Source organism: Mycobacterium hainanense, assembly GCF_041890355.1.
In the GTDB taxonomy this organism is placed as follows: Bacteria; Actinomycetota; Actinomycetes; order Mycobacteriales; family Mycobacteriaceae; genus Mycobacterium; species Mycobacterium hainanense.
In genome coordinates, this window is the sequence record NZ_CP169059.1 from 2,909,122 (window position 1) to 2,927,797 (window position 18,676).

The 18,676-nt window shown below is 69.5% G+C and carries 13 protein-coding genes; 10 read left to right on the forward strand and 3 right to left on the reverse strand.

The features are described from left to right. Positions 1–152: 152 nt before the first annotated feature. Positions 153–542 (reverse strand): PaaI family thioesterase, encoded by a 390-nt coding sequence (locus ACEL92_RS13645; protein WP_374026211.1) that lies wholly within the window; start codon positions 540–542, stop codon positions 153–155. 308 nt (positions 543–850) lie between these two features. Here ACEL92_RS13645 and ACEL92_RS13650 point away from each other — a divergent pair, with 308 nt between their 5' ends. The 4 genes from ACEL92_RS13650 to ACEL92_RS13665 all read left to right on the forward strand — a co-directional run bounded on the left by ACEL92_RS13650 (position 851) and on the right by ACEL92_RS13665 (position 5,271). Continuing rightward, on the forward strand, positions 851–1,270 hold the full coding sequence (locus ACEL92_RS13650) for a BlaI/MecI/CopY family transcriptional regulator (RefSeq protein ID WP_374021284.1): 420 nt from the start codon (positions 851–853) through the stop codon (positions 1,268–1,270). A gap of 14 nt (positions 1,271–1,284) precedes the next feature. Beyond that, complete coding sequence (locus ACEL92_RS13655; RefSeq protein ID WP_374021285.1) at positions 1,285–2,235, forward strand: M56 family metallopeptidase; 951 nt, start codon at positions 1,285–1,287, stop codon at positions 2,233–2,235. Positions 2,236–2,335: 100 nt separating this feature from the next. Next, positions 2,336–3,793, forward strand: coding sequence for an NADP-dependent phosphogluconate dehydrogenase (gene gndA, locus ACEL92_RS13660; RefSeq protein WP_374021286.1), 1,458 nt, complete (start codon positions 2,336–2,338; stop codon positions 3,791–3,793). A 41-nt stretch (positions 3,794–3,834) separates the two neighbouring features. Next, entirely contained in the window at positions 3,835–5,271 is a 1,437-nt protein-coding gene (locus tag ACEL92_RS13665; RefSeq protein WP_374021287.1) for a GuaB1 family IMP dehydrogenase-related protein, read from the forward strand. 51 nt (positions 5,272–5,322) lie between these two features. Here ACEL92_RS13665 and ACEL92_RS13670 read toward each other — a convergent pair whose 3' ends face one another. Further along, complete coding sequence (locus ACEL92_RS13670; protein WP_374021288.1) at positions 5,323–5,946, reverse strand: GNAT family N-acetyltransferase; 624 nt, start codon at positions 5,944–5,946, stop codon at positions 5,323–5,325. A gap of 293 nt (positions 5,947–6,239) precedes the next feature. Here ACEL92_RS13670 and ACEL92_RS13675 point away from each other — a divergent pair, with 293 nt between their 5' ends. The 6 genes from ACEL92_RS13675 to ACEL92_RS13700 all read left to right on the forward strand — a co-directional run bounded on the left by ACEL92_RS13675 (position 6,240) and on the right by ACEL92_RS13700 (position 15,705). Continuing rightward, positions 6,240–7,610, forward strand: a complete 1,371-nt coding sequence (locus ACEL92_RS13675; RefSeq protein ID WP_374021289.1) for a hemolysin family protein — start codon at positions 6,240–6,242, stop codon at positions 7,608–7,610. Next, on the forward strand, positions 7,607–8,647 hold the full coding sequence (locus ACEL92_RS13680) for a hemolysin family protein (RefSeq protein ID WP_374021290.1): 1,041 nt from the start codon (positions 7,607–7,609) through the stop codon (positions 8,645–8,647). Before ACEL92_RS13675 ends, ACEL92_RS13680 begins: the two co-directional genes overlap by 4 nt. Positions 8,648–8,928: 281 nt before the next feature. Beyond that, positions 8,929–11,124, forward strand: coding sequence for a malate synthase G (locus ACEL92_RS13685; protein ID WP_374021291.1), 2,196 nt, complete (start codon positions 8,929–8,931; stop codon positions 11,122–11,124). 108 nt (positions 11,125–11,232) lie between these two features. Next, entirely contained in the window at positions 11,233–13,287 is a 2,055-nt protein-coding gene (locus ACEL92_RS13690; protein WP_374021292.1) for a substrate-binding domain-containing protein, read from the forward strand. Positions 13,288–13,521: 234 nt separating this feature from the next. Then, positions 13,522–14,775: a 3-oxoacyl-ACP synthase KasB gene (kasB, locus tag ACEL92_RS13695; protein WP_374021293.1), complete on the forward strand. Its 1,254-nt coding sequence runs from the start codon at positions 13,522–13,524 to the stop codon at positions 14,773–14,775. A gap of 69 nt (positions 14,776–14,844) precedes the next feature. After that, positions 14,845–15,705, forward strand: coding sequence for a haloalkane dehalogenase (locus ACEL92_RS13700; protein ID WP_374021294.1), 861 nt, complete (start codon positions 14,845–14,847; stop codon positions 15,703–15,705). A gap of 10 nt (positions 15,706–15,715) precedes the next feature. Here ACEL92_RS13700 and gcvP read toward each other — a convergent pair whose 3' ends face one another. Next, positions 15,716–18,550 (reverse strand): aminomethyl-transferring glycine dehydrogenase, encoded by a 2,835-nt coding sequence (gcvP, locus tag ACEL92_RS13705; protein WP_374021295.1) that lies wholly within the window; start codon positions 18,548–18,550, stop codon positions 15,716–15,718. Between the last annotated feature and the right edge of the window lie 126 nt (positions 18,551–18,676).

The window sequence follows — 18,676 nt, forward strand, 5'->3', positions numbered from 1 at the left end:
TGCAGCGTAATTCGAATGCTCAGGCGGCCCGCCAGCGGGCGTTTTATCAAAGTTGTTCGCGCCCTTGGCGTCTGCGTGAATGTACGGTGAATTCCGTTGAACAGCAACAGATTTGCGCGGGGCGCGGTCGGCCACGCTTCCTCACCCGTCGACTACGCCTCGAGGTTCTGCAGCCGCACCTGGCCGCGGGCGACAACCTTGTCTTCGCCGTCGGTGATGGTGACCAGCCACAGCTGCTGGCGCCGGCCGCGGTGGATCGGTTCGGCGGCGCCGTACACCATGCCCGAGCCGATGGAACGCAGAAAGTCGGTGTTGTTGTTGACCCCCACGACGTTCCCGCCGCCGCGGGTGGCAAGCCAGGTGTAGGCGGCCACGCTGGCCATGCTCTCGACGATCGAGCAGTACACCCCACCGTGCACCAGGCCCATCGGCTGCAACAGTTTGGGCGTGACCTCGAGTTGGGCGCGGGCGCCATCGGGGCTGAGTTCGGTGAATTGCAGCCCGATCTCCTGATCGAACGGTGCGGTGAAATCCGGCGGCATGGTCGGCGGCTGTGGCACGTTCTGTGTTTACACCATGGTCTCCGGCGACGGCGCTCGTGGCGGTGGCTGCGGGGCCCGGAAACGGCTGAGCCCCGTGCCGCGGGGGCACGGGGCTCGCCGATCGAGTAGACCGGGGGTCACTGCAGCCCTCAGGACTCTGCCGCGGTCGTTGTTCGCTCGACTGGGTTAGCATAGGCAAGGCTGCCCTAATTTCGCAAGCACCGTTCCGGTGGCGCGGTGAAAAGCTTCGGTACGACCGTCGGTAGTAAGCGGAGTACGATGTTGTCGACGTCAGGAGAGAACGCACTATGGCGAAACTGACCCGGCTGGGAGATCTGGAACGCGCCGTGATGGACCACCTGTGGTCCACACCGGAACCTCAAACGGTCCGCCAGGTACACGAGGCGCTGTCCGCGCGGCGTGACCTCGCCTACACGACGATCATGACCGTCCTGCAGCGACTGGCCAAGAAGAATCTGGTCTCGCAGATTCGCGACGACCGCGCCCACCGGTACGCTCCCGTGCACGGCCGCGACGAGCTGGTCGCCGGGCTCATGGTGGACGCGCTGGCACAGGCCGAGGATCCCGGCGGCAGGCAGGCCGCCCTCGTCCACTTCGTCGAGCGGGTCGGCGCCGACGAGGCGGCTGCACTTCGGCGGGCACTCACCGAACTGGAAGCCAATCAACGCAATAACGCGCCATCCGCTGGCGCGTCGCCGGAGGACTGAGGGAGACTGACAGCGTGTCCGCGCTGGCCTTCACCATCCTCGCGGTGCTGCTGGTCGGTCCGGTGCCGGCCTTGTTGGCACGCGCGAGCTGGCCGTTGCGCGCTCCGCGCGCCGCAATGGTGTTGTGGCAGGCCATCGCGCTGGCCGCGGTCCTTTCGGCGTTCAGCGCCGGGATTGCGATCGCCACTCGGCTTCTCATGCCCGGTCCCGACGGGCGGCCCACCGCCAGCGTCCTCGGCGCCGCCGGCCGCCTCGGGTGGCCGCTGTGGGCCGCCTACATCGCCGTCTTCGCGTTGACCCTGCTGGTCGGCGCCCGTTTGATGGTTGCCGTCGTTCGGGTGGCCATCGCCAACCGGCGGCGGCGCGCCCACCACCGCATGGTGGTCGATCTGGTCGGACTCGGCCACGGCGCGGAGCTTCGCCAGCCCTGCGCCCATACGCGCGACCTCCGCGTGTTGGGCGTGCCGCAGCCGCTCGCCTACTGCCTGCCCGGGGTCCGCAGCCGCGTCGTGGTCAGCGAGGGGGCGCTGAGCGCGCTCGCAGACGAGGAGGTCGCGGCGATCCTCACCCACGAGCGGGCCCATCTGCGGGCCCGGCACGACCTCGTCCTGGAGGCGTTCACCGCGGTGCACGCCGCGTTCCCGCGGCTGGTGCGCAGCGCGAATGCGCTCGGCGCGGTACAGCTGCTCGTCGAGCTGCTCGCCGATGACGCCGCCGTTCGCGCCGCGGGTCGCGCTCCCCTGGCTCGCGCGCTGGTCGCCTGCGCGTCCGGGCGCGCGCCGTCGGGCGCGCTGGCCGCCGGTGGCCCCAGCACGGTGGTCCGCGTCCGCCGGCTGTGCGGGGGCGGCAACAGCCTGGCGATGGCGGCGGCCGCATACCTGGCCGCGGTCGCGGTGTTCGTCGTGCCGACCGTCGCGCTGGCCGTGCCGTGGCTCACCGAGCTGCGGCGCCTGTTCAACCTCTGACGCCCCGGAGGGCCCGGCACCTCGGGCGGACACCTGTCCCTTGTGCCACAGTGTGACGGAAAGCTTTTGGGCACAGTTCTCCGACTCGAGAGGCGAAGACATGGGTTCGTCGGAATCAAAGACCGCTACCGCGCAGATCGGCGTCACCGGCCTGGCGGTGATGGGCTCGAACATCGCTCGCAATTTCGCCCGGCACGGCTACACGGTGGCGCTGCACAACCGGTCGATCGCCAAGACCGACGCGCTGCTCAACGAGCACGGCGACGAGGGCAAGTTCGTGCGGTCGGAGACCATCGCGGAGTTCCTCGACGCCTTGGAGAAGCCGCGGCGGGTGCTCATCATGGTCAAGGCCGGCGACCCCACCGACGCCGTCATCAACGAGCTCGCCGACGCCATGGAAGAAGGCGACATCATCATCGACGGCGGCAACGCCCTCTACACCGACACCATCCGCCGCGAGAAGGCGATGCGCGAACGGGGGCTGCACTTCGTCGGCGCCGGGATCTCCGGCGGCGAGGAGGGCGCGCTCAACGGCCCGTCGATCATGCCGGGCGGCCCGGCCGAGTCCTACACGTCGCTGGGCCCGCTGCTCGAGGAGATCTCCGCCCACGTCGACGGCGTCCCGTGCTGCACCCACATCGGCCCCGACGGCGCCGGCCACTTCGTCAAGATGGTGCACAACGGCATCGAATACTCCGACATGCAGCTGATCGGCGAGGCCTACCAGCTGCTGCGCGACGGGCTGGGCAAGACCGCCGACGAGATCGCCGACGTCTTCGACGAGTGGAACAAGGGCGACCTGGACAGCTTCCTCGTCGAGATCACCGCGCAGGTCCTGCGCCAGAAGGACGCCAAGACCGGGAAGCCGCTCGTCGACGTCATCCTCGACGAGGCCGAGCAGAAGGGCACCGGCCGCTGGACCGTGAAGTCGGCGCTGGACCTTGGGGTCCCCGTCACGGGCATCGCCGAGGCGGTGTTCGCCCGCGCGCTGTCCGGCTCGGTCACCCAGCGCAAGGCCACCACCGGGCTGGCGTCCGGTCAGCTCGGTGAAAAGCCAACCGACGCAAAGCAATTCGTCGAGGACGTGCGCCAGGCCCTCTACGCGTCGAAGATCATCGCGTATGCCCAGGGCTTCAACCAGATTCAGGCCGGCAGCGCCGAATACGACTGGGGCATCACGCCGGGCGACCTGGCCACCATCTGGCGCGGCGGCTGCATCATCCGGGCCAAGTTCCTCAACCGCATCAAGGACGCGTTCGACGAGGACGCCGACCTGCCGACCCTGATCGTCGCGCCCTACTTCCGCAGCGCGATCGAGGCCGCGATCGACGGCTGGCGCCGCGTCGTGGTGACCGCCACGCAGCTGGGCATCCCGATTCCCGGCTTCTCCTCGGCGCTGTCCTACTACGACGCCCTGCGCACCGAGCGGCTGCCCGCGGCGCTGACCCAGGGCTTGCGCGACTTCTTCGGTGCCCACACCTACGGCCGGACCGACGCCGACCCGGACAAGCGCTTCCACACGCTGTGGAGCGGAGACCGCAGCGAAGTTCCCGCCTAGCTGGGTACTACTGAGAGGACACGAGGGGGACGGCGACAGCGATGAGATTCCTGGATGGGCATCGGCCCGGTTACGACCTGACCTACAACGACGTCTTCGTCATGCCGAACCGCTCGGAGGTCGCGTCGCGCTTCGATGTGGACCTGTCCACCCAGGACGGCTCGGGCACCACCATCCCGGTGGTGGTCGCCAACATGACGGCGGTCGCCGGGCGACGAATGGCCGAGACCGTGGCCCGGCGGGGCGGTCTGGTCATCCTGCCGCAGGACATCCCGATCACCGCGGTGCAGCAGACGGTGGACTTCGTCAAGAGCCGCGACCTGGTGCTCGACACCCCGGTCGTGCTGGGTCCCGACGATTCGGTGTCGGATGCGACGGCTCTGATCCACAAGCGCGCGCACGGGGTCGCCGTCGTCGCCTTCGAGGGCCGCCCGATGGGGCTGGTGAGCGAATCCTGCTGCCTGGGCGTGGACCGGTTCGCCAGGGTGCGCGACGTCGCGATCAGCGACTTCGTCACCGCCCCCGTCGGGACCGAGCCGCGCAAGATCTTCGACCTGCTCGAGCACGCCCCGATCGGCGTCGCCGTCGTGACGAACGTTGACGGCACGCTGGCCGGCGTGCTCACCCGCACCGGGGCCGTTCGCACCGGCCTGTACACCCCGGCGGTCGATCGCGACGGTCGGCTGCGGGTGGGCGCGGCCGTGGGCATCAACGGCGACGTGGGCGCCAAGGCGCGCTCGCTGGTCGAGGCCGGTGTCGATGTGCTCGTCATCGACACCGCGCACGGGCACCAGGTGAAGACGCTCGAAGCGATCCGCACGGTGTCCTCGCTCGAACTCGGTGTGCCGCTGGTGGCCGGCAACGTCGTCTCCGCGGAGGGCACCCGCGATCTGCTGGGCGCCGGGGCGAATATCGTCAAGGTCGGAGTCGGGCCGGGGGCGATGTGCACCACCCGCATGATGACCGCGGTCGGGCGCCCGCAATTCTCCGCGGTGGTCGAATGTGCTTCGGCGGCAAGGCAATTGGGCGGGCATGTGTGGGCCGACGGCGGGGTCCGCCATCCGCGGGACGTGGCGCTGGCGCTGGTGGCCGGCGCGTCCAACGTGATGATTGGGTCGTGGTTCGCCGGCACCTACGAATCGCCGGGGGACCTGATGCGCGACCGCGAGGATCAGCCCTACAAGGAGAGCTATGGGATGGCGTCCAAGCGTGCGGTGGTCGCCCGCAGCGCCGCCGACACCGCCTTCGACCGCGCGCGCAAAGCGCTGTTCGAGGAAGGCATTTCGACGTCGCGCATGGGTCTGGACCCCGACCGCGGCGGCGTCGAGGATCTGATCGACCACATCACCTCGGGCGTGCGCAGCACGTGCACGTATGTCGGCGCCGCCAACCTCACGGACCTCTACGAGCGGGCCGTCGTGGGTGTGCAGTCGGCCGCGGGCTTCGCCGAAGGCCATCCGCTGCCGCTGGGTTGGTGACACCGATCGCCAGAAGCGCGCAAGCACTTGCGGCGGGGGGTGTTTCGCAGGCTATGCGGCCGGCGGGCGCTCCCACGCGTAGAGCGACATGCGCCGGTTCCGGGTGTCGTGCTCGCCGAGGAACACGCACCCGGCGTACTCGCACAGTCGCCGCGCCGTGGTGTTGCGGTGATCGGGGTCGAACATGACGCGCCGGCAGCGGGGTTCCATGGCAAAGACGCTCCCGACAATGTGCGGCAACAACATCGGGCCCAGCCCCCGGTTCACCAGCGCCGGGTCGGCGATGGCCGCGTGCAGCCCCAGGTCGTACGGGTCGGCGTCGTAGTAGTGCGAGATTAAATCCTTTGCTCCCCAATATAATTCGAGGTAGGCGAACTCCTGTCCGGCGACGCTGCCCAGCAGTGGCAGCGAATACGTTCCGTCCAGCTGCGCGCCGAGGTGTCGCTCCCACCGCACGGCCGGCCAGTCGTATTCCCAGGCCGCCGCCAGGTGCGGGCGGTTCATCCACTCCGCCACCATGCCCGCGTCCTGCCGCCGCGCGGCACGCAGCGCGAAGGGCGGTTCGAGCGCCGGGGCCGGGGGCCGGCCGATGCGGGCTACCTCGTCGCTGATGTCGAAGCGCTCGCGCGGAAGCACTTGAGCGGGTTCGGTTTCGGGTGGGGCCTCGGACGCCATGGTGCGCCAGCCTATCGAGTAAGGTTAGCCAACCCATACTGGGGTCGCCGGGTAGGCGCTGCGCCGCCGAAAACGGTCGTTGGCCGACCGGGGGGCATGCCGGGCTACGATAAATCGGCAAAGACGGAGGCGACCGCATCCGCACCGGTAACAGGCAGCGAAGGGATTGACGTGCCGCAGGCACCCGCGCAGCCCATGGGCTTCCGGGCGCGGCAGCCGTCCGACGAGCCGTCCGACGCGGAGCCTTCCCCGGCGCTTCCGTCAACGCACTCGGCCCGCGGGTGGCGTGATCGATGAACGTCAGCGTCGCCGTGATCAGCGTGCTGGCCATCGCGGTGCTCATCTTCGGCAACGCGATCTTCGTGGCGGCCGAGTTCTCACTGACCACGCTGGACCGCAGCGCGGTGGAGGCCAACGCCCGGCGGGGCGGCCGCCGCGACCGCGCGATCCGGCGCGCCCACCACAAGTTGTCGTTCCAGCTGTCCGGCGCCCAATTGGGCATCTCCGCAACCACACTGGCGGCCGGTTACCTGACCGATCCGATGCTGGCCGACCTGCCGCACCCGTGGTTTGACGCGATCGGAGTGCCCGACCGGGTGGCCGACGCCATCATGGCGTTCGTGGCGTTGGTCATCGTCACCTCGGTGTCGATGGTGTTCGGCGAGCTGGTTCCGAAATACCTCGCGGTGGCCCGGCCGCTGTCCACCGCGCGCGCCGTGGTGGGCGTTCAGCTGCTGTTTTCGCTGTTGTTCACCCCGGCGATCCGGCTCACCAACGGCGCGGCGAACTGGATCGTGCGCCGACTGGGCATCGAGCCGGCCGAAGAGCTGCGGTCGGCCCGCTCGCCGCAGGAACTGCTGTCGCTGGTGCGTTCCTCGGCCCGCAGCGGCTCGCTGGATCCGGCGACGGCGTCGCTGGTGCGGCGCTCGCTGCAGTTCGGCGCCCTGACCGCCGAGGAACTGATGACGCCTCGATCCAAGATCGTCGCGCTGCAGACCGACGACACGGTCGCCGACCTGGTGTCCGCGGCCGCCGAGTCCGGGTTCTCCCGATTCCCGATCGTCGACGGCGACCTCGACGAAACCGTCGGCATCGTGCACGTCAAACAGGTGCTGGCCATCCCGGCGGCCGACCGGGCGCGCACGGCGCTGACCACGGTGGCGCAGCCCGTCCCGGTGGTGCCCTCGACGCTGGATGGCGACGCCGTCATGGCCGAGATCCGCGCGAACAGCCTGCAGACCGCGATGGTCGTCGACGAATACGGCGGCACGGCGGGCATGGTGACCGTCGAGGACCTGATCGAGGAGATCGTCGGCGACGTCCGCGACGAACACGACGACGCCACCCCGGATGTCGTCGCGGCCGGCACCGGCTGGCGGGTCTCGGGCCTGCTGCGCATCGACGAGGTGGCCGCCGCGACCGGCTTCCGGGCCCCGGAAGGGCCCTACGAGACCATCGGCGGGCTGGCGTTGCGCGAATTCGGCCACATCCCGGTGGCCGGCGAAACCGTGCAGCTGCCCGCCCTCGACGCCGACGGGCTGTTGGACACCTCGCTGCGCTGGCAGGCGACCGTCATCCGGATGGACGGGCGGCGGATCGACCTGCTGGAGCTCAACGAGCTGCAGGCTGACGGCGACACCGCGGCCAAGGGAGGCCAGCGATGAGCGATCCCATGGGCGTGATCCTGGCGATCCTGCTGATCGGCGTCAACGCCTTCTTCGTCGGCGCGGAATTCTCGTTGATCTCGGCCCGCCGCGACCGGCTGGAAGCGCTGGCCGAGCAGGGCAAGGCGCGCGCGGTCACGGTGATCCGTGCCGGCGAGCAACTGCCGGCAATGCTGGCCGGGGCCCAGCTGGGGGTCACCGCCGCCTCGCTGTTGCTGGGGCGGATCGGCGAGTCGGCCGTCTCCAGCCTGCTGCGCTCGGCGCTGGGGCTGACCAGCATCCCCCCACCGCTGCTGCACACGCTGTCCTTCGCGATCGCGTTGGCGATCGTGGTGACGCTGCACGTCCTGCTGGGCGAGATGGTGCCCAAGAACATCGCGCTGGCCGGCCCCGAGCGCACGGCGATGCTGCTGGTGCCGGCCTACCTGGCCTACGTGCGGGCGGTCCGGCCGTTGATCACGTTCTACAACAAGTGCGCCAGCGTGGCGGTTCGCGCGCTGGGAGTCGAGCCCAAGGAGGAGCTCGAGCTCACGGTCTCCCCCGTCGAGCTGAGCGAGATGATCGCCGAATCGGAATCCCAGGGCCTGCTGGACCGGGAGGAGCACACCCGGCTGACCCGGGCCCTGCAGATCGGCACCCGCGTGGTCGGCGACGTGGCGGTCCCCCTCGAAAACGTGCACGCGGTGCCGGTGGCGGCGCCCGGTTCCGGCCCTACGGTGGGCGCCGTCGAGCGCGCCCTGGCCCAGACCGGCTACTCGCGGTTCCCGGTGGCGAACGTCAACGGTGACTTCATCGGTTACCTGCACATCAAGGACATGCTGACGCTCGGCGACGACCCGGGGACCGTGATCGACCTGGCGATGGTGCGCCCGCTTCCGCGGCTGCCCAAGTCGCTGCCGTTGGCCGACGCGTTGTCGCGAATGCGCCGCAGCAACAGCCATCTGGCGCTGGTGACCGGCGCAGGGGGCGACGTGGTCGCGATGGTGGCGATGGAAGACCTGGTCGAGGACCTCGTCGGCACCATGCGCGACGCGTAGGGGTACTGGGTCGCCGAGGAGGGCTACGGCGAGCCCGTATGATTTCCATCGGCTGCCAGTCAAGAAAGTGCTGGAAGGTGCAGGATCTCAGGCGCGCTGATGCGTTGCTGTAAATAGATCCCCTGGCTCGCCGCAGCGGCATGGTTTGGAGCTGTCAGCGCGGCCTGACCTGGTGTGGCGGGTCGGGCGGATGCGCTCACCAGGCTGCTGCTCGGTACGCTGAAGGCATTGCCGCTCTGGGCCAATGACGGCTTGGTGAGGCTTCATTATGGAGGAGAAACATGACTGATCGCGTGTCGGCGGGGAACCTACGCGTCGCCCGAGTGCTCTACGACTTCGTGAACAACGAGGCCCTGCCCGGCACCGACATCGACCCGGACAGCTTCTGGGCGGGAGTCGACAAAGTCGTCACCGACCTGACGCCCAAGAACCGGGACTTGCTGAACCGCCGCGATGAGCTGCAGGCCCAGATCGACAGGTGGCACCGGCAACGCGTGATCGAGCCGTTCGATGTCGACGCCTACCGCCAGTTCATCACCGAAATCGGTTACCTGCTGCCCGAACCCGAGGACTTCACGATCACGACCTCGGGCGTCGACGACGAGATCACCACGACCGCCGGTCCGCAGCTGGTGGTGCCCGTGCTCAACGCTCGCTTCGCGCTGAACGCCGCGAACGCGCGCTGGGGCTCGCTGTACGACGCCCTCTATGGCACCGACGTCATCCCCGAGGATGACGGCGCCGAGAAGGGCACCAGCTACAACAAGGTTCGCGGCGACAAGGTCATCGCCTACGCCCGCAATTTCCTCGACCAAGCGGTGCCGCTGGAATCCGGCTCCTGGGCCGACGCGACCGGGCTGTCGGTCGAAGACGGCCAGCTGAAGGTCGCGACCGGCGACGGGTCCGTCGGCCTGGCCAGCCCGGAGAAATTCGCCGGCTACACCGGCGAGCTCGGCTCCCCCGACTGGTCGGTGCTGCTGGTCAACCACGGCCTGCACATCGAGATCCTGATCGACCCGGAATCGCCGATCGGCAAGACCGACCGAGCCGGCATCAAGGACGTGGTCCTGGAATCGGCCGTCACGACGATCATGGACTTCGAGGACTCGGTGGCCGCCGTCGACGCCGACGACAAGGTGCTCGGCTACCGCAACTGGCTCGGCCTGAACAGGGGCGACCTGTCCGAAGAGGTCGCCAAGGACGGCAAGACCTTCACCCGCGTGCTCAACCAGGACCGCACCTACACCACGCCCGACGGTGACGGCCAGCTGACCCTGCCCGGCCGCAGCCTGCTGTTCGTCCGCAACGTGGGGCATCTGATGACCAACGACGCCATCGTGGACGCCGACGGCAACGAGGTGTTCGAAGGCATCATGGACGCGCTCTTCACCGGCCTGACGGCGATCCACGGGCTCAAGACGGGCGACGCGAACGGGCCCCTGGCCAACAGCCGCACCGGGTCGATCTACATCGTCAAGCCCAAGATGCACGGGCCCGACGAGGTCGCCTTCACCTGCGAGCTGTTCAGCCGCGTCGAGGACGTGCTGGGCCTGCCGCAGGCCACCCTGAAGGTCGGCATCATGGACGAGGAGCGGCGCACCACCGTCAACCTCAAGGCCTGCATCAAGGCCGCGGCCGACCGGGTCGTGTTCATCAACACCGGCTTCCTGGACCGCACCGGCGACGAGATCCACACGTCGATGGAGGCCGGCCCGATGATCCGCAAGGGCGCGATGAAGAGCACCACGTGGATCAAGGCCTACGAGGACGCCAACGTCGACATCGGGCTGGCCGCCGGCTTCAAGGGCAAGGCGCAGATCGGCAAGGGCATGTGGGCGATGACCGAGCTGATGGCCGACATGGTCGAGCAGAAGATCAGCCAACCGAAGGCGGGCGCGACCACCGCGTGGGTGCCCTCCCCGACGGCGGCCACCCTGCACGCGATGCACTACCACTACGTCGACGTGGGCGCCGTGCAGGAGGAGCTGGCGGGCAAGAAGCGCACCACCATCGAAGAGTTGCTGACGATCCCGCTGGCCAAGGAACTGGCCTGGGCTTCCGAGGAAATCCGCGAGGAGGTCGACAACAACTGCCAGTCCATCCTCGGTTACGTGGTGCGCTGGGTCGCCCAGGGAGTCGGCTGCTCGAAGGTGCCCGATATCCACGACGTCGCCCTGATGGAAGACCGTGCGACGCTGCGGATTTCGAGCCAGCTGTTGGCCAACTGGCTGCGCCACGGCGTCATCACCGAGCAGGACGTGCGGACCAGCCTGGAGCGGATGGCGCCGCTGGTCGACGAGCAGAACGCCAAGGACGCGGCCTACCAGCCGATGGCTCCCAACTTCGACGACAGCCTGGCGTTCCTGGCCGCACAGGACCTGATCCTGACGGGAACCCAGCAGCCCAACGGCTACACCGAGCCGATCTTGCATCGCCGTCGGCGCGAAGCCAAGGCCCGCGCGGCGCAATCAAATTGAGCCGGTGCCTTAACCAAGCTCGGCACGCATCGATACCGCCGGTGACTAAGATCAGCGGCGAGTTGGCAGCAAGTCGGATCGACCGACGGAAAGGCGACGGACACCGCTATGGGTAGGCACAGTTTGCCCGACCCTGAGGACTCCGTCGACCAACCGCACCAAAGCGGCGAGGCGGACGACCGTCACCGGGATGCCGTCGGCGAGGACTACCCCGACGCGGGCCACCGGCCGGCCGACGACGACTTCGCGGACCAGGACGACTTGTCCGCCGGCGAAGAGCCCCACGCGGCCGAGGACGCGTTCGCGGATGACACCGCCGACGAGTACCCGGAGTTTCCGCCGCGGCAGCCGGGCCCCCCCGCCTCGGAGCCGCCGGCCTCGTCGCCGTCGCTGTTCCGCGGGGGGCACCGGGGACTTGGCGACTGGCGGGGCGGCCACCGCAGCGACGGCGGCCGCCGGGGGGTCAGCATCGGCGTGATCGTGGCCCTGGTCGCCGTCGTCGTCGTGGTGGGCACGGTGATCCTGTGGAGTTTCTTCGGTGACGCGTTGTCCAACCGCTCCCACCAGGCCGCTGGGCGCTGTGTCGGCGGCAAGGAGACGGTCGCCGTCATCGCCGACCCGTCGATCGCCGACTCGGTGCAGCAGTTCGCGCAGACCTACAACTCCTCCGCCGGGCCGATCGGTGACCACTGCGTGGAGGTCAGCGTCAAACCGGCCGGCTCGGACGCGGTCCTGAACGGATTCATCGGCAAGTGGCCCGCCGAGCTGGGCGGGCAGCCGGCGTTGTGGATTCCCGGCAGCTCGATCTCGGCCGCGCGGCTCGCCGGAGCCACGGCGCAGAAGACGATCACCGACAGCCGCTCGCTGGTGACGTCGCCGGTGGTGCTCGCCGTCCGGCCCGAACTCGCGTCGGCCCTGGCAAATCAGAATTGGGCGGCGCTGCCCGGCCTGCAGACCAACCCGAACGGATTGGCCGGCGTGAACCTGCCGGCCTGGGGGTCGCTGCGGCTGGCCGTGCCGATGAACGGCAACGGCGACGCGGCGTTCCTCGCCGGGGAGGCGATAGCGGCCGCATCTGCCCCGCCCGGCGCGCCGGCGACCCAGGGCACCGGCGCGGTGCGTGCGGTGCTGAACGGCCAGCCCAAGCTCGCGGACAATTCGCTGACCGAGGCGATGAACACCCTGCTGAAGCCGGGCGACCCGGCGGCCGCACCGGTGCACGGGGTCATCACCACGGAGCAGCAGCTGTACCAGCGCGGCCAGTCGTTGCCCAACGCCAAGGGCGCGTTGGCCTCCTGGCTGCCGTCGGGCCCGGTGCCCGTCGCCGACTACCCCACCGTCCTGCTGAGCGGCTCCTGGCTCACCCAGGACCAGACCGCGGCCGCCAGCGAGTTCGCCCGCTACATGCACAAGCCCGAGCAGCTCGCCAAGCTGGCCAAGGCCGGCTTCCGGGTCAACGGGGTCACGCCGCCGAGCAGTCCGGTCACCACGTTCCCGGCGCTGCCCTCGGCGCTGTCGGTGGGCGATGACGCGATGCGCGCGACGCTGGCCGAGGCGATGGCCACGCCGTCGAACGGGCTGGCCGCGACCATCATGCTCGACCAATCGATGCCGGGCCAGGAGGGCGGAAAGACCCGGTTGGCGAACGTGATCGCGGCACTTCAGGACAAGATCAAGGCGCTGCCGCCCACGTCGATCGTCGGCCTGTGGACGTTCGACGGTCACGAGGGCCGCTCGGAGGTGCCCGGCGGGCCGCTGGGTGACCCCGTCAATCCCACCAGTGGCCAACCCCGCTCGGCGGCGCTGGCGGCGGCGTTGGACAAGCAGTACTCGTCGGCCGGTGGCGCGGTGTCGTTCACCACGCTGCGCATGATCTACCAGGACCTGCAGGCCAACTACCATGCCGGCCAGACCAACTCGATCTTGGTCATCACCGCAGGCCCGCACACCGACCAGACCCTGGACGGGGCCGGACTGCAGGACTTCATCCGCAAGAGCGCGGACCCGGCCAAACCGATCGCGGTCAACGTCATCGACTTCGGCGCCGACCCGGACCGCGCCACGTGGGAGGCGGTCGCCCAGCTCAGCGGCGGCGGCTACCAGAACCTGGCCACATCCGCGAGCCCCGACCTGGCCGCGGCACTCAACGCCTTCCTCAGCTGACAACGATCACGCTCGCACGCGGGGACGGGCAAGCCAACGTTGCGGCGGGGCCTTCCCGTCTGGACCGTAAGTTGCCGCTAGGCTTTGAGGTTGATTCCACAGCCGACGCTATGGGGAGCGGTGCGAAGGCTTTTGGTTGAGCGCCTTCCACTGGAATCCCGGGGGGTGCCCCGATGTACGCGCGGCCGTGACGAAGGCCGGGGCGGCGGCGCGAAAGGATGATCCACGACAGCAATGACGAAACTGATTACTGGGCAAGCGCTTCCAGACGTGGTGGTCACGGGGATCGCCATGACGACCGCGCTGGCCACCGACGCGGAAACCACCTGGAAGTTGCTCCTGGACCGCCAGAGCGGCATCCGCGAGCTCGACGACCCGTTCGTGGAGGAGTTCGACCTGCCGGTCCGCATCGGCGGGCACCTGCTGGAGGAATTCGACAGTGAGCTCAACCCCGCCGAGCTGCGCAGGACGGGCTACCTGGCGAGGATGTCGGCCATCGTCAACCGGCGGGCGTGGGACCACGCCGGCTCACCCGACGTCGACCCGAACCGCCTGCTGGTGTCGATCGGCACCGGGTTCGGTTCCGGCGAGGAGCTGGTGTTCAGCCTGGACAACCTGCGGGCCCGCGGCGTGAAGGCGGTCTCGCCGCTGTCCGTCAGCAAGTACATGCCCGACGCCGCCGCCCAGGCGGTCGGCCTGGAACGGCACGCCAGGGCCGGTGTGATGACGCCGGTGTCGGCGTGCGCGTCGGGGTCGGAGGCCATAGCCCGGGCCTGGCAGGCGATCGTGTTCGGTGAGGCCGACGTCGCGATCTGCGGCGGCGTCGAGACCAGGATCGAGGCGGTGCCGATCGCCGCCTTCGCGAACATGCGGATCGTGATGTCGACGAACAACGCGGACCCAGCCGGCGCGTGTCGCCCCTTCGACAAGGACCGCGACGGTTTCGTGTTCGGCGAGGCGGGCGCGCTGATGGTCCTCGAGACCGAGGAGCACGCCAAGGCGCGCGGGGCGCGCATCCTGGCGCGGCTGATGGGGGCCGGGGTGACATCCGACGGCTACCACATGGTGGCGCCCGACCCGAGCGGGAGCCGCGCCGGCCACGCGATGACGCGCGCCATCCAGCTCGCGGGTCTCACGCCTGACGACATCGACCACGTCAACGCCCATGCCACCGGGACGCAGATCGGCGACCTGGCCGAGGGCAAGGCAATCAACAACGCGCTGGGCAGCAACAAGCCCGCGGTGTACGCGCCGAAGTCCGCGCTGGGGCATTCCGTCGGCGCGGTGGGCGCGGTGGAGTCGATCCTGACCGTGCTGGCGTTGCGCGATCAGGTCGTTCCACCGACGCTGAACCTGGAAAACCTGGATCCGGAAATCGATCTGGACGTGGTGTCGGGCAATCCGCGGCGCGGCAACTACCGGTACGCCATCAACAATTCGTTCGGGTTCGGCGGACACAACGTCGCCCTGGCCTTCGGCCGGTACTGAGCGCCGCTGCGGCGGGGTTTTTGTCACGCTCCGGGCCTAGCATCGTGGGGGCTACACCAAACGAGCGCCATGGGCATCGACTTCGTCCCCGACCCGCGGCTCTACCCGTTCCGGTCGCGCTGGTTCGACAGCTCGCGGGGCCGGGTGCACTACATCGATGAAGGCGCCGGGCCCCCGCTTGTGCTGTGGCATGGCAACCCGACCTGGAGCTTCCTGTATCGCAACGTCGTCCTCCCGCTGCGTGACCGGTTCCGTTGCATCGCACCGGATTACCTGGGATTCGGGCTATCGGACCGGCCCGCGGGGTTCGGCTACACCATCGAGGAGCACGCCGGGGTGCTCGGCGAGTTCGTCGACCACCTGGAGCTGGACAGCTACCTGACGATGGGTCAGGATTGGGGCGGCCCGATCAGCATGGCGGTCGCGGTCCAGCGGGCCGAGCGGGTGCGAGGCGTCATCCTGGGCAACACCTGGTTCTGGCCGACCGACGTGTTCACCACCAAGATGTTCAGCCTGGTGATGTCCAGCCCGCCACTGCAATACGCGGTCCTGCACCGCAACTTCTTCGTCGAGCGACTCGTTCCCGCCGGCACCCAGCACCGCCCGAGCGACGCGGTGATGGAGCACTACCGCGCCGTGCAGCCCAGCCCCGGGGCGCGCAGGGGTGTCGCCGAGATGCCGAAGCAGATCCTGGCCGCCGAACCGCTACTGGCCCGCCTCGCCCGCGACGTGCCGGCGAAGCTGGGCGCCAAACCCGCCCTGTTCGTCTGGGGCATGAAGGACTTCGCATTCCGGCCCGGCCCGAGCCTCCCGCGCATGCGGGCGGCCTTTCCCGACCACGTCGTGGTCGAACTGCCCGACGCCAAGCACTTCATCCAGGAGGACGCGCCGGATCGGGTCGCCGCGGCGATCGTCGAGCGGTTCGGGTGATCGGACGAACTTACGCGAAGGCTTCCACCGGCGGGCACGAGCAGACCAGGTTGCGGTCGCCGTAGGCGCCGTCGATGCGCCGCACGGGCGGCCACACCTTCGGCCGGAAGTTCTTGCCCAGCGGATAGGCGGCCTCTTCCCGGGTGTACGGGTGCTCCCAGTCGGAGACCAGCAGGCATTCGGCGGTGTGCGGGGCGCCGCGCAGCGGATTGTCGTCGACCGACCACTCCCCCGCGCCCACCCGGTCGATCTCGCGGCGGATGGCGATCATGGCTTCGCAGAACGCGTCCACTTCGGTCAGGGTTTCACTCTCGGTGGGCTCCACCATCAGCGTGCCGGCCACCGGAAAACTCATCGTCGGCGCGTGAAAGCCGTAGTCCGCCAGCCGTTTTGCGACATCGTCGACGGTCACGCCGGTCGACTTGGTGATGCCGCGCAGATCGAGGATGCATTCGTGGGCGACCATCCCGTTCTCGCCGGTGTAGAGCACCGGGAAGTACTCGTCGAGGCGCCGGGCGATGTAGTTGGCCGAGGCGATGGCGGTCAGCGACGCCGCCCGCAGGCCGCTAGCAGCTCCGCCGCCCATCATCCGGATGTAGGCCCAGCTGATCGGCAGGATCGAAGCGGACCCGTAGGGCGCCGACGACACCGGATGCCCGTGGGGCAACTCGGGAGCATGCGGGTGCCCGGGCAGGAACGGCGCCAGGTGCGATCGCACCGCGACCGGTCCCACCCCCGGCCCCCCGCCGCCGTGCGGGATGCAGAACGTCTTGTGCAGGTTCAGGTGGCTGACGTCGCCGCCGAACTTCCCCGGCCGGGCCAGGCCGACCAGCGCGTTGAGGTTCGCCCCGTCGACGTACACCTGGCCGCCGGCGTCGTGCACGGCCGCGCAGATCTCGGCGATGTCGTGCTCGTAGACGCCGTGCGTGGAGGGATAGGTGATCATCAGCGTCGACAGCTCGTCGCCGTGCTGGGTCACTTTGGCGCGCAGGTCGTCGAGGTCGACGTCGCCGTTGTCGTGGCAGGCCACCACGACCACCCGCATGCCGGCCAACGCGGCCGACGCCGCGTTGGTGCCGTGCGCGCTGGACGGGATCAGGCAGATGTTGCGGTGCGGTTCACCGCGGCTGGCGTGGTAGTCGTGGATGGCCAGCAGGCCGGCGTATTCGCCCTGCGAGCCGGCGTTGGGCTGCAACGACACCGCGTCGTAGCCGGTGATGTGCACGAGCCAGGTCTCCAGGTCACTGATCAGCCGGCGCAGGCCGGGGGTGTCCGACGCCGGCGCGAACGGATGCTGGCGGGCGAATTCCGGCCAGGTGATCGGCTCCATCTCGGCGGCGGCGTTCAGCTTCATCGTGCACGAGCCGAGCGGAATCATGCTGCGGTCCAACGCGATATCTTTGTCCGCCAGCGCGCGCAGGTAGCGCATCATCGCCGTTTCGGTGCGGTACTGCGTGAACGCCGGATGGGTCAGGAACTCCGAGGTGCGGGTCGCGATGTCGACGGGGGCGGGCCCGGCGGCCGGCACGCCGAAGGCATCCAGCACCGCGGCCACGTGGGCGTCCGTGGTGGCCTCGTCGCAGGCCACCGAGACATGGTCGGCGTCGACGCGCCACAGGTTGACGCCGTGCGCCTTGGCCGCGGCCACCACCTCGTCGGCGCGTCCCGGAACCCGCGCCAGCACGGTGTCGAAGAACTTGTCGTGCACCACCGCGTCGCCGAGCGCCGCGGCGATGGCCTCGGCGTGCCCGTGCACGCGGCGGGCGATCGCGGCCAGCCCGTCGGCGCCGTGGTAGCTGGCATACATGGCGGCCATCACGGCGAGCAGCACTTGGGCGGTGCAGATGTTGCTGGTCGCCTTGTCACGTCGGATGTGCTGCTCGCGGGTCTGCAGCGCCAGCCGGTAGGCCGGGGACCCGTCGGCGTCCAGGGACACGCCGACCAGCCGGCCGGGCAGCTGGCGGGCGTGCTTGGCGTGCACCGACAGGTATCCGGCGTGGGGGCCGCCGAATCCCATTGGCACGCCGAATCGTTGGGTCGTCCCGAACGCGACGTCCGCGCCGATGTCGCCGGGCGGGGTGATCAGTGTGCACGCCAGCAGGTCGGCGCCGATGGCGATCAGCGCGCCACGGTCGTGGGCCTGTTCCACCAGGGCCGCCCAGTCGGCGATCCGGCCGCTGGCGCCGGGCAGCTGGGTGACGACGCCGAAGATGTCGCCGTCGGGAAGTCCCCGGCTCAGGTCCGCGGTGACGATCTCGATGCCCAACGGCTGAGCCCGCGTCGAAAGGACGGCCGCCGTCTGGGCGAACAAATCGGCGTCGACGGCCAGCCGGTTCGAGGTGCCGCGGGTCGCGCGGTGCATCAGCGTCATGGCCTCGGCGGCGGCGGTGCCCTCGTCGAGCATCGAGGCGTTGGCGACTTCCAGCCCGGTCAGGTCGGCCACCATCGTCTGGAAATTCAGCAGCGCCTCCAGTCGGCCCTGGCTGATCTCCGGCTGGTAGGGGGTGTAGGCGGTGTACCAGGCCGGGTTCTCCAGCACGTTGCGCAGCAGTACCGGCGGCGTGAGCGTGTCGTAGTAGCCCTGCCCGATCATCGAGACAGCCACCGTGTTGGCCTCGGCCAGCGCCCGCAGCTCGGCCAGCGCCTCGGCCTCGGTGACGGCCGGCGGCAACTCGTCCAGACCCGGCGCCGCGCCGCCGCCGGTGAGCTTGTCGAGGATGCCGGCGGGGACGGCCTTGGCGGCCAGCTCGTCCAGCGAATCGACACCGATGACGGACAGCATCGCCGCGACGGCTTGGCCGTCCGGGCCGATGTGCCGGGCTGCGAAGGTTGATTGGTCGGGCACTGGTGGACTCCTGGCGGTGATGTCGACAAGGGCAGAGGACTAGCGGCCCTCTCCCTCTGTCTTCACCCGTTCGCCGGGCGCCTGAGAGATTCGGCGCCGGGCGTTGCCCTCGCGCCTTTCCCCATC